Here is a 25,440-nt window from a genome sequence, read left to right as displayed (position 1 = left end):
TTCACTGGACTGTTGGATGCGGTCTAAAATGTATTTTCTCTTTAACATGTGCGTAGAAAAAGGTAAATTGTTTTCCTATGTCGAATTATATTTCATTGAGGTGAAACAAACGTCATGAATAAAAGAATTCAGCAAAATGTTATGATTAAGGGGACAAAGGACGGGTTTATGCTTCATCTCGATGATTCTTGCTCATTTTCCGAATTATTGAAAGAGTTAGAAGTGAAGCTTTCGGCAAACTATCAGTTTCAAGAGAACGACCCGTCCATTTCCGTTAAAGTACATACCGGGAACCGCTATCTAGATGCAGAACAGAAGGAAAAAATCAAAGAAGTTATTCATAAAAAGAAAAAGCTTATCGTCGATGAGTTGATTTCGAATGTCATGTCAAAGGAAGATGCGAAACAGTGGAAAGACGAAAACCAAGTGACAACTTTGACCAGGGTGATAAGATCGGGACAGGTTTTTGAAGTGCCCGGCGATTTGTTGCTCATTGGCGATGTCAATCCAGATGGTACTGTCCGAGCTGGTGGGAGCATCTATATTATGGGACAGCTGAGAGGCATTGCCCACGCTGGTTATTTGGGGAATAAAAAGGCCATCATCGCTGCATCCATCATGAAACCTGCACAATTGAGAATTGCGGGGAAAGTGAATTTATCTCCTGACCAATATACGAAATTTGGACATGACTTGGAATGTGCATTCATGGACGACGAAGAAAATATCATCATTGATAAACTGCAAGTTTTAAAGAAATATAGACCTAATTTAAATAGATTAGAAGGGGGTCTCTAATCGTGGGAGAGGCAATAGTTATAACATCTGGTAAGGGTGGTGTCGGCAAAACGACCACCTCGGCCAATCTAGGAACGTCGTTAGCTCTTCTAGGCAAAAAGGTTTGCTTGATTGACACGGATATTGGTCTTCGGAACTTAGATGTGATTATGGGGTTGGAAAACCGTATCATCTATGACTTGGTCGATGTAGTCGAAGGGCGTTGTAAAATTCATCAAGCACTTATTAAAGATAAGCATTTCGAAGATTTGCTTTATTTGCTTCCGGCTCCACAAAATAGTGACAAATCAGCTGTGAATGAGGAACAGATGAAGAAACTGATCAGTGATATGAAACCGGACTATGATTACATCGTGATCGATTGTCCGGCAGGTATCGAGCAGGGCTTTAGGAATGCGATAGCGGGTGCGGACAGGGCCATCATCGTCACCACCGCTGAAAGACCGGCCGTCCGTGATGCAGACCGTATCATCGGCCTGCTTGAGAAAGAAGAGCATATCGATCCTCCTCAATTGATCATCAATAGAATCCGTGGACATCTTTTACATGAAGATGAAGAAATGGATATTGACGGAGTAACCAATTTCCTTAAAATTGATCTTATCGGTGTTATACCTGATGATGATCAGGTCATTGTGGCTGCGAATAAAAAGGAACCGATAGCTTACAATCCGGACAACAGGGTCTCGATTGCCTATCGGAACATTGCCCGCCGGATTCTCGGTGAATCTGTGCCGTTGACTCCAATTGGTGGAGAGCAAAAAGGTTTCATGTCTAAATTGAAAAAATTCTTTAGTGTGCGTTAATTTAGTAAGCGGGAGCATTCCATGCCCTCGCTTTTTTTATTTTTATCGAAAAATGGATATAAAAAAGGTAAGCCTCATAATAGGCTTACCTTATCTATTGTACTAAAGTATTAAAAATGCAACAGGTTATCCGCGTCTTCCGCCTCTACCGCCACGTTTTGATTCTGTACTACGTTTGAGCGTAGATAAATTCTCTTCGCTAGTCTTTAAAAAACGGACCATTTTATCTTCGAAGTTTTCCTTAGGTTGAAAATTGCCTTTAGAACGAAAATCTTTATTACGATTATCGCCTTGGCGTGGTGGGCGTTTAGTATAAGAAGAGGTTTGTCCTTCGGGTCTATCTATAGCTTTTTTGATGGACAAGGCAGTTTTTCCGTCTTTCTCGCTGATCACTTTTACCTCAATTTGGTCGCCTATTTTAAGATGGTCATTAACGTCTTTTACATAGCTGTCCGCTACCTCACTGATATGCACAAGACCTGTTGAGCCTCCTGGTAATTCTACGAATGCTCCAAAATTAGTGATACCTGTTACTTTACCTTGTACTTTGCTGCCTATTTCGATTGACATATTAAAATTGTTCCCCCTCAATAATGTTAAAACAACTTCATTATAACAAATAAAGTAGGAGAATATCAATTGGATTTTTCACCTCTTCCATTATTAAAAGGGAAAGGCTTTCAAAACGTTTGAAAATCAGTCTTTTTTTCTTTCGTCCATTCGTTTTTAAAACGCAAACCATTCATCTGTCGTAAAGAAAAACGATTCCTCGTCATAGTCTGGACAGGTTGCTCATAAGTTTTAATATGAGCGCTTTGATATGAGCAGGGGGTAGATTTGGAATGGATGATCGCAGGAAAGATATCCGCAATCGTATCGCCAAGAGACGAAAGGTGAAGGATAGCCCAGTGGTTAACAGTACTTGGACGGAGATTGAAAAGGAGAACCCGTACGAATTCGAATCTTTTGACGGGTATTCAGAAAAAGATCATCCGCTCTTTAAGAAGGAATATTTCTTTTTGAAAATCTTGGTGAGCATTTGCCTATTCTTAGTGGTTGCCGTGATGTTCAAGCACCCTTCCGTTCGCTTGGACTCAGCCAGAAGCTTTGTTACGGAAAACATGAACCAAGAGTTCCAATTTGCATCGGTTTCCAGTTGGTATGAAAATGCATTTGGCAAACCTATCGCATTTTTACCGACTGAATCCACTACTGAAACGGCGGATTCGGGTGAAGAATATGCGATGCCTGCATCGGGGGAGATCACCCAAACCTTCGAGGCGAACGGCGAGGGAATCATAATGGAAACGAGCTTAGGGTCCAAGGTCGAAGCCATCAATGAGGGGGTGGTCATTTTTGCAGGAGAAAAAGAAGGAATCGGTAAGACTGTGGTCATACAGCATGCCAATAAAAGTGAGTCATGGTATGGCCAGTTGGAAAAGATTGATGTGAAGCTCTATGATCTGGTGAAGAAAGGGAAAGAAGTAGGACAGGTCACCGTAAGCGAGGATGGTTCCAAAGGCAGGTTTTACTTAGCCATTAAAGAAAATGATGCATTCATCGATCCTAAAAAGGTGATTTCCTTTGACTGAATATGCGAACTTACTGTCCAAAATCAAGATTCATCCGACGCTGTGGTTCGTCATAGGAATCGCCATCCTTACGGCACACTTTATTGAAGTGATGATGCTTTTACTCATCGTATTTATCCATGAGATGGGACATGCTGCGTGTGCACAGTATTTTAAATGGCGGATCAAGTCGATTCAGCTCCTCCCCTTTGGTGGGGCTGTCGAGACCGAGGAATATGGCAATAAAAGTTTGAAGGAAGATCTTGCAGTCGTACTGGCGGGTCCACTGCAACATATATGGCTCATTGGAGCGGCTTACCTGCTCTATTTCTTTTCTGTCGTTTCTTCTGATCTGTATCATTCCTTCTTCTATATGAATCTTATGTTGTTGTTCTTTAACCTGCTGCCAATTTGGCCATTGGACGGGGGAAGGCTACTCTTCATTGGTGTTTCCCTATACTGTACCTTCCTTGAGGCTCAGAAATATACCTTATATTTTTCTGGTGCATTCGCTGTATTGGCGTTTTTAACATGGCTTCTTCTCGAACCGCTTAACCTGAATATTTGGCTGATCATCTTTTTTATCAGTCTTTCTCTAATCATGGAGTGGCGACAGCGATATTATGCGTTCATGCGGTTTCTTCTGCAGCGCCATTACGGAAACACGAATGATCTGGCCAAATTAAAACCCATCATGGTGGATGCCCATGAACCGATTTATAAAGTGCTGGAATTGTTTCAACGTGGCTGCAAGCATCCCGTCATCATCATGAAAAATGGGAAAGAGAGTGGCTCATTGGATGAGACGGAAATACTTCATGCCTATTTTTCCGAGAAAATGACCAATGGGCAAATTGGTGACCTGTTATATTCTTATTAAATATGATATCCTTTCTTCAAATTGAGGAGAGGATTTTTTTGATGAAAAAAGTGATTGTGAACCTATCTTCGCGTGAGAAGAGAGTAGCTGTCCTAGAAGATGAAGTGTTACGGAAAGTCGAAGTCATGCCACCTCATCAACATAGTACGGTAGGTAATATTTATCTTGGCAAAGTGACTAAGGTCTTGCCAGGAATGGATGCCGTGTTTGTCGATTATGGTGCAGACAAGAATGGTTTTCTGCATCGGGATGAAATTCCGGCATATCAACTGACGAAGCGTGATGGAAAATCACCCATCAATCATTATGTTAAACAGGGTGAAAAGCTGCTCGTTCAGGTGAGCCGTGATGAAACGGGTACAAAAGGGGCGAAATTGACGGGGCTGATCGAGTTTTCGACGGATTCCCTCGTTTACATACATGGAATAGATTATGTTGGTGTGTCGAAGAAATTCAAAAATGAACGTTTGCAAAAGTATTGGAGAGAAAAAGCAACAGAATATAAGCAAAAGGACGAGGGGGTGATTGTTCGCACCTCGATGGAGAAGGAAAGTGAGTCGGCATTTCTCGACAAGCTGAATACACTGAGGCAGCTGTATAAAGAACTGGAAGGAAAGTCCGGTACGATGAAGGCACCTGCCCTCCTCTATGAGAAAGATACATTCCTGGAGATGGTTATCGCTGAAATGGAGAAAACGGTATCAGGTCAGCTCTTTATCGACGATTTTGATGCGAGTCAAGAGTTGAAAAAGTGGGTGCTGGCTAATGGTAAGGAATGGAGTATATCCTATGAGACTGGTGCGAAGAACATTTTTTCAGAACGGAATCTAGATAACCAGTTCGAAAAGGCCATGAAAAAAGTGGTCTGGCTCGATAATGGGGGTTATCTGATTTTCGAAGAAACCGAAGCGTTCACCGTAATCGATGTCAATTCAGGGAAGTTTACAGGCAAGGTGGAAAAGGAAGCGACGCTTTTTGAAGTGAATGCAGCGGCAGCAAAAGAAGTCGCCCGTCAGCTGAGGCTTAGAAATATTAGTGGAATCATCTTGATTGATTTCATCAATATGGAGAAACCGCAACACAGGCTTGAAATCATCGATCTGTTTAAAAAGGAAGCCGCGAAAGATGAGATGCGGATGAAGGTTGTCGGATTTACTGAACTAGGAATCCTTCAAGTGACGAGAAAACGGACATCCCCTTCGCTTAGTGAAACCATGACGGTTCCTTGCCCAACCTGCAATGGAAGTGGAAAGGTGGAAAGCGCTGAAACCGTTGCCTTCCGCTTGGAGCGGGAGTTGCTGGAGCACCGCAAAACGGACGATGAGGCCGTTTGGGTGGAACTTAGCCAATCAGTGGGGGATGTCCTGTTGGGGGAAAAGGAATCATATAAAGCGACATTGGAAGAACTAATATCCAAAAAGCTAGTGATCTCTTATGTTCCAGGCCCGGTCCATACATATTCCATCAGGCGCTTCGGAAGGTATGAAGAAATCAAGCGGTCAGTAAAGTGATGGACAAGAAATCCAACAAATGTATTGACAGTCATTCAGGTTTCATGATAGGATTTTAATGTTATGTTTGTAGCACCCGTGCTACAACCGCTCAACAACAGGTCTTAAGTTTTTTGTCTTCTGGACAAAACGCCTGTGATTGGCGAGTCTGAGACATTCAAGGAGGTGCAAGTATGTACGCAATTATCGAAACTGGCGGAAAACAAATTAAAGTAGCAGCTGGCGAAGCGGTTTACATTGAAAAATTAAACGCTGAAGCAGGCGAAACTGTTACATTTGACAAAGTTTTATTCGTAGGTGGCGAGGACGTGAAAGTCGGAGCTCCACTAGTGGAAGGCGCTACTGTAACAGGTACTGTTGAGAAACAAGGGAAGCAAAAGAAAATCACTGTCTTCAAATACAAAGCGAAGAAAAACAATCGTAGAAAACAAGGTCATCGTCAACCATACACTAAAGTTGTTATTGAAGCAATCAACGCGTAAAGGCTGATATCAAGATGATTAAAGTTATCTTTGATGCTCCGCAAGAACGGATCACTTCGTTCACATTAAGCGGACATGCTGATTTTGCTAAAAAAGGTTCCGATATCGTTTGTGCAGGCGTATCGGCCGTATCCTTTGGATCGGTCAATGCGATTATGTCCTTAACGGATGTAGAACCTGAGATAGAGCAAGGGCAAGACGGCGGCTACCTTCGCTGCGTCATCCCGGGGAATCTTTCGCCGGAATCCGAAGAGAAGGTGCAATTGCTCTTGAACGCAATGCTCATATCGCTACAAACCATCGAACGTGATTATGGTAAATATATGAAAATTATCCTCAACCAGTAGGAGGTGGAACAAATGTTAAGATTAGATCTTCAGTTCTTCGCTTCGAAAAAAGGAGTAGGTTCTACAAAGAATGGACGTGACTCAATCTCTAAGCGTTTAGGCGCTAAACGTGCAGATGGTCAATTCGTTTCTGGTGGTTCTATCCTTTACCGTCAACGCGGAACAAAAATCTATCCAGGTGAGAACGTAGGCCGTGGTGGAGACGATACTCTATTTGCAAAAATAGACGGTGTTGTTAAATTCGAACGTTTCGGACGTGACCGTAAAAAAGTAAGCGTATATCCAGTTGCACAAGAAGCATAATTGGCATCTTTGAACAGAGGCTGACTCAAAAGGGTCTGATTCCTTCTATGAGACACTATATATCGCGTCATTATTGATAATGGTATGCTTTATATAGTGTAGAAGGGGTCCGGCCCTTTATTTATACTATAAATATGATGAATAACCAGCGTTTTGCAGGAGATTTTAGTCAATTAGTATGGAAAACCACCTCTGATTCACAAAAGGCTCGCCAGTTTTGGCGGGCTTTCTTATACTTTAGGGGGTAAAATCCTGGATTGCTCTAACTAACACATTGATTGAATTTAAATAGACTGTTCAATTCAACTATTATATCTCCAATTGTTGCATGAATAAGCCCATTCTCTTTGCAAGTTCAAACGGCTCTACCATCGTCCAAAGAACTCAGGGTGTGTGGCTGTATTTTTTGGACGGGGGCTTTCATATGAAGGCATGTGAATCGAGCTTCATTTCCTGTTTGTTTTGTTTTTTGATATACTGATACAAATGGAAGTATTCAACATGATAGAGCCAAAAAAAGTTTCTTTATCATAATTGAAGGTGTTAATAATGGATAAAAATTGGACGACTATTGAAACGCTTCGTTAGACTAGACATGATTGGCTGAATAGAATTCAAATTATAAAAGGGAATTTGGAGTTGAATAGAATTGATCGCGTCAAAGGATTCATTGACGAGATCATAATTGAAACCCAGAATGAGGCAAGGCTCTCTAGTTTGAATATGCCAAAGTTCAGCGAGATGCTGTTGACGTCGAATTGGAGTAATTCAACATTTCAATGTGAATTTGAAATTATCGATGTTTTTGCGGGCTCCAATGAGTTGGACGAGTTGATGTCTCGTTGGACGAACGATTACTTTAAAGTTTTAGAAAAGAATCTCGATCCTTTTGGAGAAAATGTACTAGCTGTTTCTATGTGTAAAAAAGAAATAAGTGATATGCGTTGTTCTTTTCATTTGCAGGGCCGTTTCAATGATCAATCCGCGGTGGTGGAATTTATAGAAAAATCCTTAACAGCGGAGCAATCAATAGAAATGCGTATTTGTAGTGAGAATGAATTATTCTTTAAGATGGATATTAAGTTTTAGAGAAGTATACAGCAAGAAATGACTTGCAGAAAACAAGGAAGTGATAGCATGTTTGTCGATCAAACGAAAGTCTATATAAAAGGCGGAGATGGTGGTAACGGAATCGTTGCTTATCGTCGAGAGAAATTCATACCAAAAGGCGGACCTGCCGGCGGAGATGGCGGCAATGGAGCAAACGTCGTATTTGAAGTGGAAGAAGGATTGCGGACGTTGATGGATTTCCGTTATCAACGTCACTTCAAGGCGCCTCGCGGGGAACACGGCATGTCTAAAAATATGCATGGTGCAACTGCGAAGGATATGGTCATTAAAGTTCCACCTGGTACAGTTGTCATTGATGAAAAAACGAAAGAAGTCATCGCAGATTTAGTTGAACATGGACAACGTGCCATTATCGCTAAAGGCGGCCGTGGTGGACGCGGGAATTCCCGTTTTGCGACACCAGCCAATCCGGCACCGGAAATTTGTGAAAATGGCGAACCAGGACAAGAACGCGATATTATCATGGAACTGAAGTTATTGGCTGATGTAGGCCTTGTAGGATTCCCGAGTGTTGGTAAATCTACATTGCTTTCAGTCGTATCAGCAGCCCGACCTAAAATTGCCGAATATCATTTCACGACAATCGTGCCGAATCTTGGTATGGTTGAAACGGAAGATCACCGCAGTTTCGTCATGGCCGATTTACCGGGGCTAATTGAGGGTGCTTCTGAAGGAGTAGGTCTTGGACATCAATTCTTGCGCCATATTGAAAGAACAAGAGTCATCGTTCACGTGATAGACATGTCTGGCCTTGAGGGCAGAGATCCGTACGAAGACTACCTGACAATCAATAAGGAACTAGAAGAGTATAATCTTCGTTTGACTGAACGTCCGCAAATCATCGTAGCCAGTAAAATGGATATGCCTGATTCAGCAGATAATTTAGCGGCATTCAAAGAAAAGCTTGAAGAGGAATTCCCGGTCTTCCCGGTTTCAGCTGTAACACGTGAAGGTATCCGTGAACTTCTTTATGCAATTGCCGATAAAATCGAAGAAACACCTGAATTCCCGCTTGATCATGAAGAAGAGAATACCGGGGTTCATCGTGTTCTTTATAAACATACAGCCCTTTCAGATGAATTTGATATCGAGCGTGAATCGGATGGCAGCTTTGCTGTTAAAGGATTCAAGATTGAACGTCTATTCAAAATGACGGACTTCACACGTGAAGAATCCATCAAGCGTTTTGCTAGACAACTTCGCTCATTCGGTGTCGATGAAGGATTGCGCCAAAAAGGTGCGAAAAACGGGGATATCGTTCGTATCCTTGAATATGAATTTGAATTTATTGACTGATAATATGTAAAAACCATGGTGGTAGGCAAAAGGAGCGTGCGGACTTTGAATAAGGCCGATCAGAAATTTTTCCTCGTTCGAGAGGATGTCCTCCCCGAAGCGATGAAAAAAACGCTGGATGCTAAAGAAATGATTGAACGGGGAAAAGCAGATTCAGTTTGGGAAGCGGTACAAAAAGTGGATCTGAGTAGAAGCGCCTTTTACAAATATCGGGACACGGTCTTTCCGTTTCATACGATTGTCAAAGAAAAGCTAATCACTCTGTTCTTTTACCTCGAAGACCGTTCCGGGACTCTATCGGAGCTCTTACGACTGGTCGCCTCATCTGGCTGCAACATCATGACGATTCACCAAACGATTCCCTTACAGGGTCGTGCCAACGTCACTCTCTCGCTCAACACGAGTGGGATGACGGTGGATATTGATGATCTTTTAACAAGATTGCGTAAAATGGAATTCGTCGAAAAGGTCGAAATCCTTGGGAATGGTGCATAGAATAAAGCCTGTACAGTTCATTGTACAGGCTTTTTTTTATGTGTGGTCATTAAAGATTAACTATTGTAATAAATCAGAAAATGGCATAACATAAACAATAGATTGTCCGTGAAAAGGGGATTATAATATGACTTCAAAAATAGCATTTCTTGGACCGAAAGCAACGTTCACGGATTTAGCTGTCTCTCGCTTATTTCCTAATGATAGTAAAATTCCGATGAGTACGATTCCAGACAGTCTCGACGCTGTCCGCGATGGGGAAGTAAGCCATGCGCTGGTCCCAATCGAGAATGCGTTGGAAGGTTCGGTAAATATAACGATGGATTACCTGGTTCATGAAGTGAGGCTTCCGATTAAAGGGGAAATCACGATTCCTATCGAACAGCATTACATGGTTCATCCGGATCATGCCAATCCTGACTTTAAACCGGATAGGGTCTATTCCCATTCACACGCTATTGCACAATGCCGTAAATTCCTACATAAAGATCTAAGTGGCATCCCATTTGAATATGTTACGTCAACGGCTGCAGCAGCAAAAATGGTAATGGAGAATCCGGATGCCAAAATTGCAGCCATCGCGAACGAAATGGCAGCACAGGAGTATGGGTTGACGATTCTTGAACGAAATATTCACGACTATGAGCATAACCATACCAAATTCATTGTCGTATCCAACGGCGAAGTCGATTTCAGTGGGCATTTAACTACTGAGGGAGACAGTAAAACGACGTTGATGATCCAGCTCCCAGCCGATCATTCGGGACAGCTTCATCAAGTCCTTTCCGCTTTCTCATGGAGAAAGCTCAACCTGTCCAAAATTGAATCTCGGCCGATGAAAACAGGACTAGGTCATTATTTCTTCATTATCGATGTAGAAATGGCACTTGACGAGGTGCTCATCCCAGGCACGATTTCTGAACTTGAGGCCCTTGGATGTACCGTGTCAATCTTGGGCAGTTATCCATGCTTTACCGTTCAAAATGGATTGGTGCACCGATAAGGACAGATGTAGACAGAAGGAAACACAGTTAAATGGTCTTTAAAGTACATTCCTAAAAAATCTCCTTGGATAAAAGTCCAAGGAGATTTTTTTAGGAGGCCTTGAATCTAATTAGAAAAATAGGGAGTGACACATTGTTCTGCCTTTTTTAAAGAACGTAAAGCTATTAAGCCCATATAATAGGATTTAATAGGGTTAATTATGAAGTGGGTTGGGAGAAATACATACCAAGAGGTAAACCAGATTTATCGTTACAATATCCTCTTACAGAATTTAAATGTAAAAGACTGAAAAAGATGAAAGAGGGGATGGGAGATGTGCGGTAAAGATGAGTAATGAGTTCAAAGAAACGTTCGGATCTTGGCTGCAAGCCATCGGAACGGTTTTATCCGCCATCGCAAATACACCAACCCTTATATCGGATTACGATTCTGCAAATAACTTGGATGTGGTGGGGAACACTCTCCAGGGAACAGGTAATGCTTTAATTGCCGATGGAGAGGAAGCTTTCACTTTAGATCAAATCGGAAGTGCAGTTCAGGCCATTGGAAATTCGACGGTTATTACAGGATTGATAGGTACTTTTTCAGATGACACGAATGATCTATTGATTATAAACGGAAATTTTATTCAGGCTTTAGGCGGTGGCGTATCTGCGGCGGATATAACCGAAAATGCACCAGCTGAAGGGATAAATATAGTTGGTAATTTAATGCAGCTGTTGGGAAATTCATTACAAGCACTGTCTGGGATTATTGAATTGAAAAGAGAAAATACGAATCCAAGCCTGGAAAGCAAAGGAAATGGGAGCCAAGGGAGTGGGAATCAAGGGTACGGAAGCAAAGGAAATGGGAGCCAGGGAAATGGGAACCAAGGGTACGGAAGCCAAGGGAATGGGAACCAAGGGTATAATGAGGGACAATTAGACCCGGAAACATTACAAACGTTAGGGAGCTGGATTCAAGCGATAGGAGCCGTTCTCAACCTGATCGCTCAATTAATAAGCAATGAAGAGGGGGAGAGTGGAGATGAAGGCGAAAACGAGAGCGATTCGTAAGAAAATAGGACACTTCGAATGCCTTTACTTCGAAGTGTCCTATTTTAGTTAACTAAAATCCCGGCTTTATTCAATGCTTCTTCTGCTTCGTCCAGTAAGTCTTCTGAAGCGGCACTAATGGTATGAAGGTGAATGCCGCTAGTCAGTTCCGATAATAATGTGGCTTTTGTTTTAGTAACCTTTGAAAGGAAGGATGCCACTTCTTTCCGATTACTGACCATGATGGAAGCCGTTAAGTCCCCATACACGGGATGCTCTATTTTCACGTCTTTGACGGTTATGCCGATATCGACAAGTAGAAATAATTCCTCCTGGGCTCGCGTGGGCTCGTGCTGGCAAGCGATGGTCCGTTCAGGGTTTTGTCTAGTCTCGGTTTGCAAGTAGATATACCCCTGGCTAGTAGCGATAATCGGCTCATTTCGTGCTTTAAGAAGGGTAATGTCACCGACGATGACCTGCCGGCTCACATTGGTTATTTGGGAGAGTTCGCTACCGGTAACAGGCTGTGAACTTGTTTGTAGGATATGTAAGAGCTTGGTTCGTCTTTCTTCGCCTAATAATTTCTTTTTTTGCATGATCCTTCACCTCGTTATGTACAAATAGTTTACCATAAAATAAAGGGGCTAATCGAATGAAAGTCGATTTACCCATGGTGTTCCTTAAATGCATGCGGGTGAATGCAGCAAAAAAGAGGGAGGCACATGGAAACGTCCGCCCTAATCTTGTACAATCATAGGTTACTTGCCTTGAAAGTATTGCCCCCGTTCATATCACCAGATTGGAATCCTTTATTAAACCAGCGCTTTCGCTGCTCGGAGGTTCCATGCGTAAAGCTGTCAGGAACAACATACCCTTGAGCTTTCTTTTGGATGGTGTCGTCTCCCACTCCACTGGCTGCACTCAAAGCCTCTTCGAGATCGCCTTCCTCAAGTAAGTTCTCTCCTTGAGCGTGATGAGCCCATACCCCTGCTAAATAGTCAGCTTGAAGTTCCAGTCGAACAGAATATTTATTATATTCTTTTTCACTGACCCTTGACCGGTCGGGCATTTCTTTTCTAGACGTGCCCAATAGGGTCTGTACATGATGTCCCACTTCATGAGCTATGACATAAGCCATTGCAAAATCTCCGGGTGCCTGATACTCATCTTGAAGTTCCTGATAGAAACTCAAGTCAATATAAAGCTTCATATCACCGGGGCAATAAAAGGGTCCCACTGAAGAACCGGCCGTTCCACAGGCCGAGTCGACACTTCCTGTATACAAAACGAGAGTGGGCTCTTTATATTCTAGACCTTGCTTACGAAACTCTTCCGCCCAAACCCGCTCGGTATCTCCAAGAACGACCGAGACAAATTGAGCGAGCTCCTTCTCCTGGTCCGTTTCCTCATAGGAGTCATTGTCTGTAGTATCATTGGAACCAAGGCCATTCAAAAGATCACTTGGGTTGCCACCTAGGAACATAACGATCAAAACGACAACTATACCAAATCCGCCACCAATCCCGGCGATGCTCTTTCCACCCATTCCTCTTCTGTCCTCAACGTTCGAACTCTTTTGTCTTCCTTTCCATTTCATTCAGATACCCTCCTAGACTGTTGTTTTTTATGTAGTGCCATCTAAATCAGCATTTTATAAATCCTATACCCTATACCCAAAGTTCGGATTGATTAGACAGAGATGCACGCTGGCAAAAAGCGGTCAATCCTGCTACCCCCCTCATTTGAACGGGTTTTTCTGACTGTGTGGCTTTCATTCATATTTTAGTTTCATCAAGCATAAGTTTTCATGATAAATAATAATGGCAATTTACCCACTACATCATAGTATATATGGACATATGCACAGGAGGGGTTATCAGCGTGAAAATTCATATAGTCCAAAAAGGCGATACGCTTTGGAAGCTCGCAAAAAAATATGGCGTGAGTTATGAACAACTGAAAAAATCCAATTCTCAGTTAAGTAATCCGGATATGATGATGCCGGGCATGAAAATTAATATACCTGGAAATACATCGGGATCAATTAAAAAAGAGATGGGCACGCCACAAGTGACATATCAATCCAAAGAATCTCAAATTCAACCGATTCAAATGAAAGAACAGCAAATTCAACAGCAACCCGTGATGAAGGAACAACAAAAATATCAAGCACCCATAAAAGAACAGCAAAAGTATCAGGCACCTATAAAAGAACAGCAGAAATATCAACAGCCTGTGATAAAAGAATATCAATTGCCTATTAAGGAAAAACAATTGCCTGTTAAAGAAAAGCAAATGCCTATAAAGGAAATGCCCGTTAAGGAAAAACAAATCGTTGTCCCGAAAGAGGTTCAGGTACCGAAACAAGTGATACCAGAAATAGATATCAATAATTATTATTTGGTCAATATGACCAACATGAGTGTACAGAAGCCACCAACTCCGCCAACTCCCCCAAAAAAGGTTGAAGCGGTGAAGCCAGTAGAAAAACCGGTAAAGAAAAAATCAAAAAAGAAGCCAGTTGTTCAGGAAATATGTGAACCGGTAGACGATTGCATTCCAATCACCCCTATCATGCCAGGAAGCGGTTTTAGCATCGATCCACCGCCATGGGCATCCATGCCCATGCATGGAGTCCAAGGAGCTTTTCAGGGAGCCCCTCACTATCAACAAGGTGTTCAAGGCATGCAAGGCTATCAAATGATGGAAGAAAGTTCAGACGTATGGGGAGAATCTCCTGATATGCATTCAATGGGTCAAAGTACCGTCCAAGGAGCCAGTCAAAACCAGGCCGGTCAACAATACTATCCATATCAAGCTTCAGCACCCGTCCCACATCATATGTATGGCGGAACTCCACAACAAGTTGCAGGTGCGTATATGCCGCACCATTATGAGTCATCTTCCGAGTCGTCATCGTCGAATGCTCCGAATTTCCAATACTATCCACAGCAGCCCTATATGCAGTCCAATATGCAAGCCGAAAGTGAGGATTGTGGCTGCAACAAGGGAGAAATAGGAACATATGGACCAGAGAAAGAAGTGAAGGGCCAATACTATGCTATGGAAGAAACGCAAAGCAAGGCGCACCATCACCCTGATTATCATCAATTCCATAAAGGCAGACCACAATACTCAGAATCCTATGCGGGAGCTAGTATTCAAAGTCTAATGGGGGAAAAACAGCAACCAATCCAATATGAAGTAGAATCGGTGGATGAAATTCAAATACAAGAATATCAAGGAGGACCTCCTGGAGGCATGATGGGGAACCAGTCTGGCAATCAGATGGGAGACATGATGGGGAACCACCAATACGGCAATCAAATGGGAGGCATGATGGGGAACCAGCCCGGCAATCAGATGGGAGGCATGATGGGGAACCAACCTGGCAATCAGATGGGAGGCATGATGGGTAATCCATACGGCAATCAGATGGGAGGCATGATGGGGAACCAGCCCGGCAACCAGATGGGAGGCATGATGGGGAACCAGCCCGGCAATCAGATGGGAGGCATGATGGGGAACCAGCCCGGCAATCAGATGGGAGGCATGATGGGGAACCAACCTGGCAATCAGATGGGAGGCATGATGGGGAACCAGCCCGGCAACCAAATGGGAGGCATGATGGGGAACCAGCCCGGCAACCAGATGGGAGGCATGATGGGGAACCAGCCCGGCAATCAGATGGGAGGCATGATGGGTAATCCATACGGCAACCAGATGGGAGGCATGATGGGGAACCAGCCCGGCAACCAAATGGGAGGCATGATGGGGAATCCATATGGCCATCAACTAGGGGGCCAACCAGGTGCGATGCCAGGTCAGTTTGGCGGGCAGCCCGGAATGATGCGTGGACAGCTCGGAGGTCACCCTGAAGCAATGATGCCAGGACAAATGGGTGGTCAACCAGGTCAATTCGGAGGCGTTCAAGCACCTGAAACATTTGGAATGCCTACGTATGCGGACGAAAGTGATGACTACTAATTATCAGGGGGACAGTGTTTTTTACACTCGTCTCCTCTCTTATTTAAACCGCCGACCAAAGAACGTCCATCATCTTCAGAGCAATGTCTATATGATTTCATTCAAAAAAGACGCTCCCATCATTCTTAAAGGATTCGATAGCTTTGAAAAATGGGATCGACAAAGGGAATTGACTTCTTTGTTAAGTCAAAAAGGGTTCGAACAAACGTATCAGATTCACCAGAAGTTAATGCCGTTCCAATTCAAAGGGAAATGGTATGGCAGTATGGACTATATACCTCCAAGCAAGAAAAAGTTCCGTTTTTCCCATCATAAAGACCGGTTGGAGGGCATTGAATTATTGGAAAGATTTCACGATGTTTCTGAAAACCTGTCAATCAAAGCTCCCCTATTTGATCAGGTGAGAAAATGGAAAGAAAGATTGTCATTATTTAAAAAGAACATTTCGTATACTCGCCAATATGTTTCAGATGAAATCATCAATGAGTGGGTAAGGTGGGGGGAATGGTCCTTGGAGGGGTTTGAAAAAAACCAATCAAAATGGGATAAGGAAAAAAACGTCATCATTCACGGTGACTGTGCCCACCATAATTTTTTGAGAAGAGAAGATGGGTCACTTGCTTTAATCGATTTCGATTTAATGGCGAAGGCACCACGATGCATCGATTATTTACAATATGCCAATCGGATTTCGCCCCATCTCGATGATGCTGCCACGATGCTTTGGCAAGTTCCACAGTTGAAAAAGTATCAAAAAGATCGGGCATTTCTTTATGCTTTGGCTTTCCCTACGGATATATTCCGCGAGTGGAACAGGAATAATAAAAGTTCATCACAATTCCATTCCGTTTGGAAAATGACGGTGGAGGGGTTTTCGAAGCGAATGGAGATGAACGAAAAATTGGCGGACATGATTTCCAAAAGGTAATGAGTATCTAATATGGGCATAACTTACAGACTGAAATCCCTTCAATACACCCATGCTAATTATGAGCGAAAATAGGCTCAATCCATTTTAGCAAAGGGGGGATTGTTGGTGCGGAACAAAATTTGGGCACTGCCGCTTTGCACGGTATTCGTTGGGGGTTTGATTGGCTGTGCCAATAATGATACGGCAGAGAATCAAAATCCTATGAATGAAACGGGGTACCATACAACCGAAAAGAATGCACTAGTTCGTCAAATCAATTTTGATGATATGGAAAAGGATTTGTATGGAAAAGATGATGCATACAGCAAGAAGGACCGTAACTATCATGGTCATGAAAGCAAACCACTTCGGGCTAAATCATCCTATTATAACTCCTATGAAGGGACATTGGTCGACCAAGCGGATAAGATTGCAAATCGTGTAGACAATGTCATTGACGCCAGGGCCATCATCATGAAAGATGAAATGCTAGTGGCTTTGTTGCTAGATGATTATGATCAGGCGACGGCGGTCAAAGAAGCGGTGTGGAAGAAAATCGAACCTCTAACAGAGGGCCGGGCACTTTATGTAACGACGGATGAAGGTGTATACTACCGGACGATGACACTCGATAATAACCTGCGAGACGGAGATACAAAAGAATTAATTGTCCTGGATGCCAATGATATGTTCGACAACCTGGATATTCATAAAGATCATATAAAATAAACGCATCCAAGCTGGCTTCGAATGGAGTCAGCTTCTTTTCTTTAAAAAGACCAACGGAATTTTTTCGGTTAATAATCGAATTTCAGGTCAAACTATGTAAAAAGTAAACGCCTTAAGAGGTGATCGCATTGATTAATCAACTGAAAATCCAGTTTTTCTTGGCCTTGTTCGTCATCCCGTTCTGTTTGACTGCTTTTGCCGAGGAAGCAAAACCAGAGGAAAGTCAGCCAATCGAACAAAAAGTCATCCTCCAGCGTTTGTATCTCGATGGGGAATTAAGTGAAGAAAAATTGACGGAAAAGATTTGGACGATGGAAGACTTTTGGTTGAAATACCAAGGATGGAATGTGGTTGATCAAAATGATGACCACATTGTATTGAATAAAATAGAGAATGATATATCGCCTTTACTCAAAGCAAACGGCTATCTTGGGATGAAGGAGGATGGGACTCTATCCATTTTTATCGGGAAGCCGGAGCATGCCAAAATCATTCATACTTTCTATCAATTGGATGTAGGGAAATTGGAAGTGTACAAGCAGGAAGAATTGCAAAAAGGGATTCCAATCGTAAATAAGGATCAATATAAACAGCTTATTAAGGAATATGAGCCGTATTCGATTAACTAGGATGGGAGAAATACACCCGTCCTATTTGTCTGCCTTCCAAGGATTGATGGGTGACTTAACGCCAAACTGACGGGTAGGGAATTCAGGATATCCAGGGTCGGGGCAAAAGGTGCCTATCTCAAAAGAACATAAATAAGCATAGGAGGTGAACACCACCAATTGCTAAATAACTTTTAATAAACTTCCCTCTCCTTTTATGATAAAATGAGAGGTACAGCTAAATCAGGGAGAGAATTAATTTGTATGATTATATAAAAGGCATGGTCGATTATATTGGACCTGAATACATAGTCGTGGATAATGGGGGAATCGGATATCAAGTGCTGACTCCGAATCCTTTTATTTACTCCGCCCAATTTAAGAAAGAGACTCAAGTTTTTCTATATCATTATGTACGTGAGGACATGATTTCTTTATACGGATTTCAATCGCGGCAGGAAAAGGCTCTGTTCACGAAACTATTGAATGTGACGGGAATCGGGCCGAAAGGGGCGCTTGCTATATTGGCGTCGGGCCAGGTGGATCAGGTTGTGCAAGCCATCGAAAATGAGGATGAGACGTTCCTTGTAAAATTCCCTGGAGTCGGAAAGAAGACAGCGCGCCAAATGATCCTTGACTTAAAAGGCAAGCTTGAGAATATCATCCCGGATGCTTTCCCGAACTTATTCAATGAAGGAGTTCCGACGGCAATCAATCAAAATGGGTATACCGAAGAGTTGGACGAAGCGATTCTGGCCCTGAAGGCACTTGGTTACTCGGAAAAAGAAATACAGAAGGTCGCGAAAAAGCTGCAAGTGGAAGAAATGACGACCGAGCAATACATTAAGAAAGCATTGCAAATGATGTTAAGATAAGGAGTGGCGCAATGGAGGAGAGAGTTTTTAATCAGGAAGCCGATTTGAACGAACTATCCTTTGAACAAAGCCTGCGACCGCAAAACTTAAAGCAATACATTGGACAGGATAAAGTGAAGGCGAATTTGAGTGTGTACATCGAAGCAGCCCGGATGCGCGAAGAAACGCTTGATCACGTGCTTTTGTATGGACCGCCGGGGCTTGGGAAGACGACGCTTGCCGTCATCATTGCGAACGAAATGGGAGTCAATATCCGCACGACTTCTGGACCGGCCATTGAAAGACCGGGAGATTTGGCAGCCATTTTGAGTGCCCTTGAACCAGGGGATGTCTTATTTATTGACGAAATCCATCGTTTGCCTCGGGTCGTGGAGGAAGTCCTCTATCCAGCCATGGAGGATTTTTGTCTGGATATCGTGGTCGGTAAGGGACCTGAAGCCCGTTCAATCCGAATCGATCTTCCACCGTTCACCCTTGTTGGCGCTACAACTCGTGCGGGTTCACTATCAGCACCTCTTAGGGACCGGTTTGGCGTCTTGAGCCGCTTGGAATATTACACGGAACATCACTTGACCGACATCGTTCTCCGGACCGCCCAAATCATGGATACGGAAATGGATGACCAGGCTGCCGGTGAGATTGCGAGAAGGTCGCGGGGGACCCCTAGGATTGCCAATAGGCTTTTACGCCGTGTAAGGGACTTTGCCCAAGTTCGCGGGGATGGCACGATCACGACGAAACTGGCTGATTATGCATTGGAATTAATGCAGGTCGACCGTTTAGGACTGGATCATATTGACCATAAATTACTTAAAGGAATCATTGAAAAGTTTCGTGGTGGTCCTGTGGGCTTGGAGACGATCGCAGCTACGATCGGGGAGGAAGCGCATACGATTGAAGATGTGTATGAACCCTATTTACTGCAGGTTGGTTTTTTACAGAGGACTCCTCGAGGTCGTATGGCAACTTCGCTTGTTTACGAGCATTTCGGGATGGAGATGCCTGAGCGATGAATATGCCTAAGACGATCATGACTCTAGGTGTGATTATTTTTGTGATTGGATTTGCGATGAAGTTCATTCAGCTTGGCAGGCTCCCGGGGGATATCTTTTTCAAGAAGGGAAATACGACTTTTTATTTTCCTATCATGACCTCGATCATCGTCAGCATTGTGCTGTCGGCTATTTTTTATTTAATTAGCCGTTTTAAATAATAACTAACTACATGATACACAGATTAGGAAGTGGAACAGATGAAATTAGAAGAGTTTGATTTTCATTTACCAGAGGAATTGATTGCCCAAGTTCCTTTGAAGAACAGGGAAGCAAGTAGATTGATGGTATTGGACAAGGAAACCGGTGAGATTCAGCATGATGTGTTCAGTTCAATCACGGAATATGTGAAGCCGGGTGATTGTCTTGTATTGAATGATACGAAGGTTTTACCAGCAAGACTTTATGGAAGTAAAGAGGAAACAGGCGGGAAAGTTGAAGTTCTTTTGTTAAAACAAGAGAGTGACGATGTTTGGGAGACCTTGGTGAAACCTGCAAAACGTATTAAAGAAGGATCCACTATCGTTTTTGGTGATGGCAAGCTACGTGCAGTCTGCACAGGCATTCTGGATCATGGCGGCCGGATTATGAAATTCCAGTATGATGGCATATTCTATGAAATATTGGACGAACTTGGCGAAATGCCGTTGCCACCTTACATTAAAGAACAACTTGACGATCAAGACCGCTACCAGACGGTTTATGCACGTGAACGTGGATCGGCAGCAGCACCTACGGCTGGTCTCCACTTTACGGAGCATTTGCTTGAAAAGCTTAAAGACATGGGGGTTCACATTGCTTTCATCACGCTACACGTTGGGCTTGGAACGTTCCGCCCTGTAAGTGTGGAAGACATCGACAGTCATGAAATGCATTCGGAATTTTACCAAATGACCGAAGGCACAGCACGGTTGTTGAATGAAGTGAAAGGAAACGGCGGAAGGATCATCACAGTCGGCACGACATCAACAAGAACGCTGGAAACGATTGCATCCCGTAATGACGGGGTTTTCAAGGAAGAAAGCGGCTGGACAAGCATTTTCATCTATCCTGGTTTCGAATTCAAGGGAATCGATGCAATGATCACGAACTTCCATCTGCCAAAATCAACGTTAATCATGCTTATTTCTGCACTTGCAGGAAGGGAACATGTTCTGCATGCCTACGAAACGGCAGTGGAAGAAAAATACAGGTTCTTTAGTTTTGGAGATGCAATGTTAATCAAGTAATATAAAGAGTGATAGGCTCTTGAAGGGAGTTATTGCGTTGACTGCAATACGATATGAGTTAATCAAAACATGTAAACAGACGGGGGCACGGCTTGGCCGCGTTCATACGCCACATGGTTCTTTCGAAACTCCAGCATTTATGCCGGTTGGGACGATGGCTACCGTCAAAACGATGTCACCTGAAGAATTGAAACAAATGGGGGCAGGCATCATCCTCAGCAATACGTACCATTTATGGCTACGTCCAGGGCATGAGATCATCAAGGAAGCTGGAGGACTGCATAAATTCATGAACTGGGATCGTGCAATATTAACGGATTCCGGCGGTTTCCAGGTATTCTCCCTAAGCAAATTCCGTCAAATTGAGGAAGAGGGCGTCCATTTCAGAAACCATATCAATGGTGATAAGCTATTTTTATCTCCTGAAAAGGCAATGGAAATCCAAAATGCACTAGGCTCAGATATCATGATGGCATTCGATGAGTGCCCTCCATTCCCGGCTACCGAGGAATACATGAAGAAGTCTGTCGAACGGACATCACGCTGGGCAGAGCGCTGCTTGAATGCTCATGAACGTCCAAATGATCAAGGATTATTCGGTATCGTTCAGGGTGGGGAGTTTGAACATCTCCGTAAACAAAGTGCGAAAGACCTTGTTTCCCTTGACTTCCCGGGTTATGCTATTGGTGGATTATCGGTGGGTGAACCAAAGGATATCATGAACCGTGTGCTAGAGTTCACGAGTCCGCTCTTACCAACGAATAAGCCTCGTTACCTCATGGGGGTTGGATCACCTGATTCATTGATTGACGGTGCAATCCGTGGGGTTGATATGTTTGACTGTGTATTGCCAACACGAATCGCTCGTAATGGTACATTGATGACAAGTACTGGCCGATTAGTCGTAAAAAATGCGAAGTACGCGCGTGATTTTGGTCCAATCGATGAAAATTGCGATTGCCATGTTTGTAAAAATTATAGCCGGGCATACATTCGCCACTTAATTAAATGCGAAGAAACGTATGGTATTCGTCTAACGACTTATCACAATCTTCATTTTCTGTTAAACTTGATGGAACAGGTCAGACAAGCTATCCGAGAAGATCGCCTTGGAGACTTTAGGGAAGAGTTTTTTGAACAATATGGTTTCAATAAGCCAAATGCAAAAAACTTCTAATTCCATAAATACTTTAAAAAATGAAAGGAGTGAATATAAATGGGTGGTTTAACACAATTACTTCCGTTAATCTTAATGTTCGTATTGTTCTATTTCCTACTTATCCGTCCGCAGCAAAAACGCGCCAAGAATACAAGAAACATGCAAGAGAGCTTGAAAAAAGGCGACAAGGTTGCAACGATCGGTGGAATGCACGGAACAATCGATGCTATCGATGAGTTAAAAATCGTCATTAAATCTACAGATGGTTCAAAACTAACGTTTGACCGTGCTGCAATCCGTGAAATTACGGAAAGCGCACCAGCTAGAGAAGCACAAGTATAAGACAGACGAAAACCGGGCCCTGTGCCCGGTTTTTTTGTTTCTATTAATTCGTCCGTGATTCTGAGCTCATATTCACTCCAAGTACTCCACCCATCATAGCGGTAATGACAAAGCATCCGTAATAAATCCATTGTTTCAAGGTAAACAGTGCATCATGTCCCAAGTATTGAAAAAGGAACACGACAAGGAGATACAGTAATCCTGTACTGCCACCTAGGAATAACCCCTGTTTCTGACCTTTGCCCCCTGAAATGAACCCGCCAATGAATAATGATATAAAGGACACGATCATGATTACGTATGTCAGGGATGATTCCGTCAATGAAGTGAAACGAAGAAGAATCGAAAATAGAAAACTTGCAATCACAGCTATGGCAAAGATGGAGCCGACGCCATAAAGTACGGCGACGCTCATTTTTTTTGTTTCGATGTTTATTCCCCCTTTTTAAAAGGCTGAATCGACTAGCCTGTTGATGTGTTTGTACAAGCATATTCCACTTTTATCCGCTTTAGACCAGGTTTGGGAACCTTCCGTGAATTTTTAAAATAAAAAGAGTAATTATTCGTCATCCCAGCCATGATAATGGTGAAGGAAGTGCTTTGTATGGAAGATTATTTAAGCAGTGGAATAAGGACCCTATTTGTTTATTTATTCATTTTGCTCCTTTTTAGGTTGATGGGAAAACGAGAGGTCGGGGAACTTAGCATCCTGGATTTGGTGGTTTCCATCATGATAGGAGACATTGCTGTATTAGCCTTAGAAGGAAATGATGAACCATTTTTTGGAACGATTTTCCCGATGTTGGTCCTTGCAGTTGTTCAAATCATATTGGCATTCTTTTCATTGAAGAGTGTAAGGTTCCGCTATCTCATGGATGGCCAGCCGCAAATCATCATCAACCAAGGGAAAATAGATGAGAAAGTAATGAGAAGGCAACGGTATAATTTTAATGATTTGTTGACGCAGCTCCGCGAACAGGGAATCAGTGACTTGAATGAAGTGCAATTTGCGATACTTGAATCTTCGGGCAAGCTCTCTGTCATTAAAAATAGCCAAGGGAAGAAGTCAAAAAGTATCGAAACACCATACCCGCTTATCATCGACGGAAAGATACAGGAAAACAACCTAGCATACATAGGAAAAGACAAATACTGGCTTCTGCATCAGTTGAAAAGGCATGGATACCTGAAGCTTGAAGAAGTCTCGATTTGCGGTTTCATCAATGGTCAGATCTATATTGATAAAAAAGAAGTGAGGAAATAACCAAGGGAACTTGGTTATTTCTATTTCCAAGCAAACTTTGCTAAGAAACCACCGATGAAAGGAATACGAATCAAATCCACCTTCTTTATGCTGCCCGTCCCTAACATGAAAAAGATGAAAAGCACCAACAATACTGAAACGGAGAGCAATAAGCGCGATCCCAATGGCAGAGAGGCGAGAGGGAATTCGTAGACATAATAACCCCCAAAGCCAGAAATCAAAGCAATGATCAAAGAAAGGATGTAGCTCCGGAAATGGAGCGTGAATGGAACGACTTTTATAACGGTGGAAAAGTGGAGGAACGTAACGAGCATGGTCCCTACCGCTATTCCGATTGCAGCCCCCATGATGCCGAAATTCTCCTTTGAAGCCAGCATCCAGATTACGCCGATCTTGAGGATGTTTCCTGCCAGACTGTTAAACATGGCAGCTTTTGCAAGGTCAAGTGCCTGAAGCATGGACTGAAGTGGATATTGAAAATAGAAAAGGATAAAAAAAGGTGCCAGGAACTTAATGAATACGGCTGCATGAGAAGAACCATACATCACCTGTAAGATTGGTTCAGCGAAGATGAAGAGAGTGACGACGGCTAGACAGCCGGTAATGAAGGTAATTTTCAGTGCTTGCTGAAGCCTATGTTCCACTAGCAGATAATTTCCTGTCGTCCGTGCTTCACTAACAGCAGGAACGAGGGCTGTAGCCAGTGAAGCCGTGACAAAGGAGGGAAGCATGAGAAGGGGCAAGGCATATCCAGTCAGCTCCCCGTATTGACTTGTGGCCGCTGCAGCCGTCACGCCTGCCAGGGCTAAGCTCTGAGCAACGACGATTGGTTCCAGGAACCAGGAAATGGAACCGATCATGCGACTGCCTGTCGAAGGAAGGGCAATTCCCATTAGTTCGGTAAACGTCCCTTTTCCTGATTTAACATTTTGAAAGAAACCCTTTCTGAATCTGAAATGCTTCTTGAATTTAAAGCTTGTTAAAAGGTATGAAAGAGAAACGAGTTCACCAATTATTGAGGCAAACATGGCACCGGCTGCGGCATATTCAATTCCATACGGTAAAAAGGCTTTTGTCAGCACCGCGATGAAGGTAATCCGGGCGACCTGCTCAATCACTTGTGAGAACGCAAATGGTTTCATATTTTGCTTACCTTGGAAATATCCGCGCAGGACAGATGAAATGGCGATGATCGGAACAATAGGGGCAATCGCCATAAGTGGCCAAACCGTTCGTCCGTCCGTGAACAAGTGTTCAGAAAGAACGGGTGCCAACAGGAGCATGGCCGGGGTGAAAATCATCGATAAACCAAATGTGCATGCCAAAGAAACAACGAGAATTTTCTTGATTTTCCGTTCATCGCCCCTGGCGTTCGCTTCGGCTACATATTTGGATATGGCAATCGGCAGACCCAATTGAGTCATATTGATAACAAGAAATAATGTCGGCAGTGCCATCATATATAAACCAACGCCTTCTTCGCCGATGAAACGGGCGATGACGATGCGGTTGATGAATCCAAGAACCTTTGTAATCAGGCTTGCTATTAATAAAATCAGCGTCCCTTTCAAAAATTTAGACATTGAACTCCCTCCCTGCCTTCTCAAAAAAGCGGTTATACTATAC

General features: G+C 43.1%; 28 protein-coding genes, 1 pseudogene and 1 other annotated feature. Of the genes and pseudogenes, 24 read left to right on the top strand and 5 right to left on the bottom strand.

The features are described 5' to 3' along the window. The first annotated feature begins 114 nt into the window (after nucleotides 1–114). Together minC and minD are read left to right on the top strand one after the other, a co-directional pair. Nucleotides 115–798: a septum site-determining protein MinC gene (minC, locus tag ACIQXU_RS02060; RefSeq protein WP_402875791.1), complete on the top strand. Its 684-nt coding sequence runs from the start codon at nucleotides 115–117 to the stop codon at nucleotides 796–798. Between the two features lie 2 nt (nucleotides 799–800). Continuing rightward, complete coding sequence (minD, locus tag ACIQXU_RS02055) at nucleotides 801–1,604, top strand: septum site-determining protein MinD (RefSeq protein ID WP_402875789.1); 804 nt, start codon at nucleotides 801–803, stop codon at nucleotides 1,602–1,604. 126 nt (nucleotides 1,605–1,730) lie between these two features. On the opposite strand, the gene ACIQXU_RS02050 is transcribed toward minD, so the two are convergent. After that, nucleotides 1,731–2,174, bottom strand: a complete 444-nt coding sequence (locus tag ACIQXU_RS02050) for a S1 domain-containing RNA-binding protein (protein WP_402875787.1) — start codon at nucleotides 2,172–2,174, stop codon at nucleotides 1,731–1,733. Nucleotides 2,175–2,446: 272 nt separating this feature from the next. Here ACIQXU_RS02050 and ACIQXU_RS02045 point away from each other — a divergent pair, with 272 nt between their 5' ends. The 11 genes from ACIQXU_RS02045 (at nucleotide 2,447) to ACIQXU_RS01995 (ending at nucleotide 11,680) form a co-directional block, all read left to right on the top strand. Next, nucleotides 2,447–3,196: a peptidoglycan DD-metalloendopeptidase family protein gene (locus tag ACIQXU_RS02045; protein WP_402875785.1), complete on the top strand. Its 750-nt coding sequence runs from the start codon at nucleotides 2,447–2,449 to the stop codon at nucleotides 3,194–3,196. After that, complete coding sequence (locus tag ACIQXU_RS02040) at nucleotides 3,189–4,055, top strand: M50 family metallopeptidase (RefSeq protein ID WP_402875783.1); 867 nt, start codon at nucleotides 3,189–3,191, stop codon at nucleotides 4,053–4,055. The genes ACIQXU_RS02045 and ACIQXU_RS02040 overlap by 8 nt, the downstream gene beginning before the upstream one ends. Before the next feature lie 41 nt (nucleotides 4,056–4,096). Further along, nucleotides 4,097–5,566 (top strand): Rne/Rng family ribonuclease, encoded by a 1,470-nt coding sequence (locus ACIQXU_RS02035; protein ID WP_402986436.1) that lies wholly within the window; start codon nucleotides 4,097–4,099, stop codon nucleotides 5,564–5,566. Between the two features lie 75 nt (nucleotides 5,567–5,641). Further along, nucleotides 5,642–5,726 (top strand) — a sequence feature (ribosomal protein L21 leader region). A gap of 13 nt (nucleotides 5,727–5,739) precedes the next feature. Continuing rightward, the gene (gene rplU, locus ACIQXU_RS02030; protein ID WP_402875780.1) at nucleotides 5,740–6,048 is read left to right on the top strand and encodes a 50S ribosomal protein L21; all 309 of its coding nucleotides are present in this window, start codon (nucleotides 5,740–5,742) and stop codon (nucleotides 6,046–6,048) included. A 14-nt stretch (nucleotides 6,049–6,062) separates the two neighbouring features. Next, entirely contained in the window at nucleotides 6,063–6,395 is a 333-nt protein-coding gene (locus ACIQXU_RS02025; protein ID WP_402958202.1) for a ribosomal-processing cysteine protease Prp, read from the top strand. A gap of 12 nt (nucleotides 6,396–6,407) precedes the next feature. Continuing rightward, complete coding sequence (rpmA, locus tag ACIQXU_RS02020; protein WP_402875777.1) at nucleotides 6,408–6,698, top strand: 50S ribosomal protein L27; 291 nt, start codon at nucleotides 6,408–6,410, stop codon at nucleotides 6,696–6,698. Nucleotides 6,699–7,301: 603 nt separating this feature from the next. After that, a complete protein-coding gene (locus ACIQXU_RS02015; RefSeq protein ID WP_402987348.1) occupies nucleotides 7,302–7,787 on the top strand; it encodes a Spo0B C-terminal domain-containing protein in 486 nt (161 codons plus the stop codon). Between the two features lie 48 nt (nucleotides 7,788–7,835). Further along, entirely contained in the window at nucleotides 7,836–9,125 is a 1,290-nt protein-coding gene (gene obgE / locus ACIQXU_RS02010) for a GTPase ObgE (RefSeq protein WP_402875773.1), read from the top strand. Nucleotides 9,126–9,170: 45 nt separating this feature from the next. Continuing rightward, nucleotides 9,171–9,620, top strand: coding sequence for an ACT domain-containing protein (locus ACIQXU_RS02005; RefSeq protein ID WP_402875772.1), 450 nt, complete (start codon nucleotides 9,171–9,173; stop codon nucleotides 9,618–9,620). 127 nt (nucleotides 9,621–9,747) lie between these two features. Beyond that, nucleotides 9,748–10,623 (top strand): prephenate dehydratase, encoded by an 876-nt coding sequence (gene pheA / locus ACIQXU_RS02000; RefSeq protein WP_402875770.1) that lies wholly within the window; start codon nucleotides 9,748–9,750, stop codon nucleotides 10,621–10,623. A gap of 328 nt (nucleotides 10,624–10,951) precedes the next feature. Next, on the top strand, nucleotides 10,952–11,680 hold the full coding sequence (locus tag ACIQXU_RS01995; protein ID WP_402875768.1) for a DUF6944 family repetitive protein: 729 nt from the start codon (nucleotides 10,952–10,954) through the stop codon (nucleotides 11,678–11,680). 44 nt (nucleotides 11,681–11,724) lie between these two features. Here the strand turns inward: ACIQXU_RS01995 and ACIQXU_RS01990 are convergent, their stop codons facing one another. Next, nucleotides 11,725–12,258, bottom strand: a complete 534-nt coding sequence (locus ACIQXU_RS01990) for a transcription repressor NadR (RefSeq protein ID WP_402987346.1) — start codon at nucleotides 12,256–12,258, stop codon at nucleotides 11,725–11,727. A 152-nt stretch (nucleotides 12,259–12,410) separates the two neighbouring features. Further along, on the bottom strand, nucleotides 12,411–13,256 hold the full coding sequence (gene ypfJ, locus ACIQXU_RS01985) for a KPN_02809 family neutral zinc metallopeptidase (RefSeq protein WP_402986434.1): 846 nt from the start codon (nucleotides 13,254–13,256) through the stop codon (nucleotides 12,411–12,413). A 284-nt stretch (nucleotides 13,257–13,540) separates the two neighbouring features. On the opposite strand from ypfJ, the pseudogene safA reads away from it, so the two are divergent. The 10 genes and pseudogenes from safA to yajC all read left to right on the top strand — a co-directional run. Continuing rightward, nucleotides 13,541–13,684: pseudogene (gene safA, locus ACIQXU_RS20945) on the top strand (SafA/ExsA family spore coat assembly protein); the annotation flags it as partial. Between the two features lie 1,951 nt (nucleotides 13,685–15,635). Further along, nucleotides 15,636–16,574 carry a phosphotransferase gene (locus ACIQXU_RS01975; RefSeq protein ID WP_402869849.1) on the top strand — a complete coding sequence of 313 codons (939 nt, stop codon included), beginning with the start codon at nucleotides 15,636–15,638 and terminating at the stop codon, nucleotides 16,572–16,574. A 108-nt stretch (nucleotides 16,575–16,682) separates the two neighbouring features. After that, nucleotides 16,683–17,285: a YhcN/YlaJ family sporulation lipoprotein gene (locus ACIQXU_RS01970; RefSeq protein ID WP_402986429.1), complete on the top strand. Its 603-nt coding sequence runs from the start codon at nucleotides 16,683–16,685 to the stop codon at nucleotides 17,283–17,285. Nucleotides 17,286–17,413: 128 nt separating this feature from the next. Further along, on the top strand, nucleotides 17,414–17,914 hold the full coding sequence (locus tag ACIQXU_RS01965) for a BofC C-terminal domain-containing protein (protein WP_402986427.1): 501 nt from the start codon (nucleotides 17,414–17,416) through the stop codon (nucleotides 17,912–17,914). Nucleotides 17,915–18,153: 239 nt separating this feature from the next. Further along, the gene (gene ruvA, locus ACIQXU_RS01960) at nucleotides 18,154–18,768 is read left to right on the top strand and encodes a Holliday junction branch migration protein RuvA (RefSeq protein ID WP_402958215.1); all 615 of its coding nucleotides are present in this window, start codon (nucleotides 18,154–18,156) and stop codon (nucleotides 18,766–18,768) included. A gap of 11 nt (nucleotides 18,769–18,779) precedes the next feature. After that, entirely contained in the window at nucleotides 18,780–19,781 is a 1,002-nt protein-coding gene (gene ruvB / locus ACIQXU_RS01955) for a Holliday junction branch migration DNA helicase RuvB (protein ID WP_402869841.1), read from the top strand. Further along, entirely contained in the window at nucleotides 19,778–19,981 is a 204-nt protein-coding gene (locus ACIQXU_RS01950; RefSeq protein ID WP_402958217.1) for a DUF2905 domain-containing protein, read from the top strand. Before ruvB ends, ACIQXU_RS01950 begins: the two co-directional genes overlap by 4 nt. Nucleotides 19,982–20,020: 39 nt before the next feature. Then, nucleotides 20,021–21,049: a tRNA preQ1(34) S-adenosylmethionine ribosyltransferase-isomerase QueA gene (gene queA, locus ACIQXU_RS01945; protein ID WP_402958220.1), complete on the top strand. Its 1,029-nt coding sequence runs from the start codon at nucleotides 20,021–20,023 to the stop codon at nucleotides 21,047–21,049. Between the two features lie 37 nt (nucleotides 21,050–21,086). Then, the gene (tgt, locus tag ACIQXU_RS01940) at nucleotides 21,087–22,226 is read left to right on the top strand and encodes a tRNA guanosine(34) transglycosylase Tgt (protein WP_402986425.1); all 1,140 of its coding nucleotides are present in this window, start codon (nucleotides 21,087–21,089) and stop codon (nucleotides 22,224–22,226) included. A gap of 39 nt (nucleotides 22,227–22,265) precedes the next feature. Beyond that, a complete protein-coding gene (gene yajC, locus ACIQXU_RS01935; RefSeq protein ID WP_402869833.1) occupies nucleotides 22,266–22,550 on the top strand; it encodes a preprotein translocase subunit YajC in 285 nt (94 codons plus the stop codon). A 43-nt stretch (nucleotides 22,551–22,593) separates the two neighbouring features. On the opposite strand, the gene ACIQXU_RS01930 is transcribed toward yajC, so the two are convergent. Beyond that, nucleotides 22,594–22,965, bottom strand: coding sequence for a TIGR04086 family membrane protein (locus tag ACIQXU_RS01930; protein ID WP_402869831.1), 372 nt, complete (start codon nucleotides 22,963–22,965; stop codon nucleotides 22,594–22,596). Nucleotides 22,966–23,154: 189 nt separating this feature from the next. Between ACIQXU_RS01930 and ACIQXU_RS01925 the strand changes: the two genes are divergently transcribed. Continuing rightward, a complete protein-coding gene (locus ACIQXU_RS01925) occupies nucleotides 23,155–23,814 on the top strand; it encodes a DUF421 domain-containing protein (protein ID WP_402958222.1) in 660 nt (219 codons plus the stop codon). A gap of 20 nt (nucleotides 23,815–23,834) precedes the next feature. Here ACIQXU_RS01925 and spoVB read toward each other — a convergent pair whose 3' ends face one another. Further along, nucleotides 23,835–25,397, bottom strand: coding sequence for a stage V sporulation protein B (gene spoVB, locus ACIQXU_RS01920; protein WP_402986423.1), 1,563 nt, complete (start codon nucleotides 25,395–25,397; stop codon nucleotides 23,835–23,837). Nucleotides 25,398–25,440: the final 43 nt, after the last annotated feature.

The sequence above is a fragment of the Peribacillus sp. NPDC097284 genome, from assembly GCF_044761765.1.
Lineage (GTDB): Bacteria > Bacillota > Bacilli > Bacillales > DSM-1321 > Peribacillus.
This window is presented reverse-complemented; position numbering and strand designations above follow the sequence as displayed.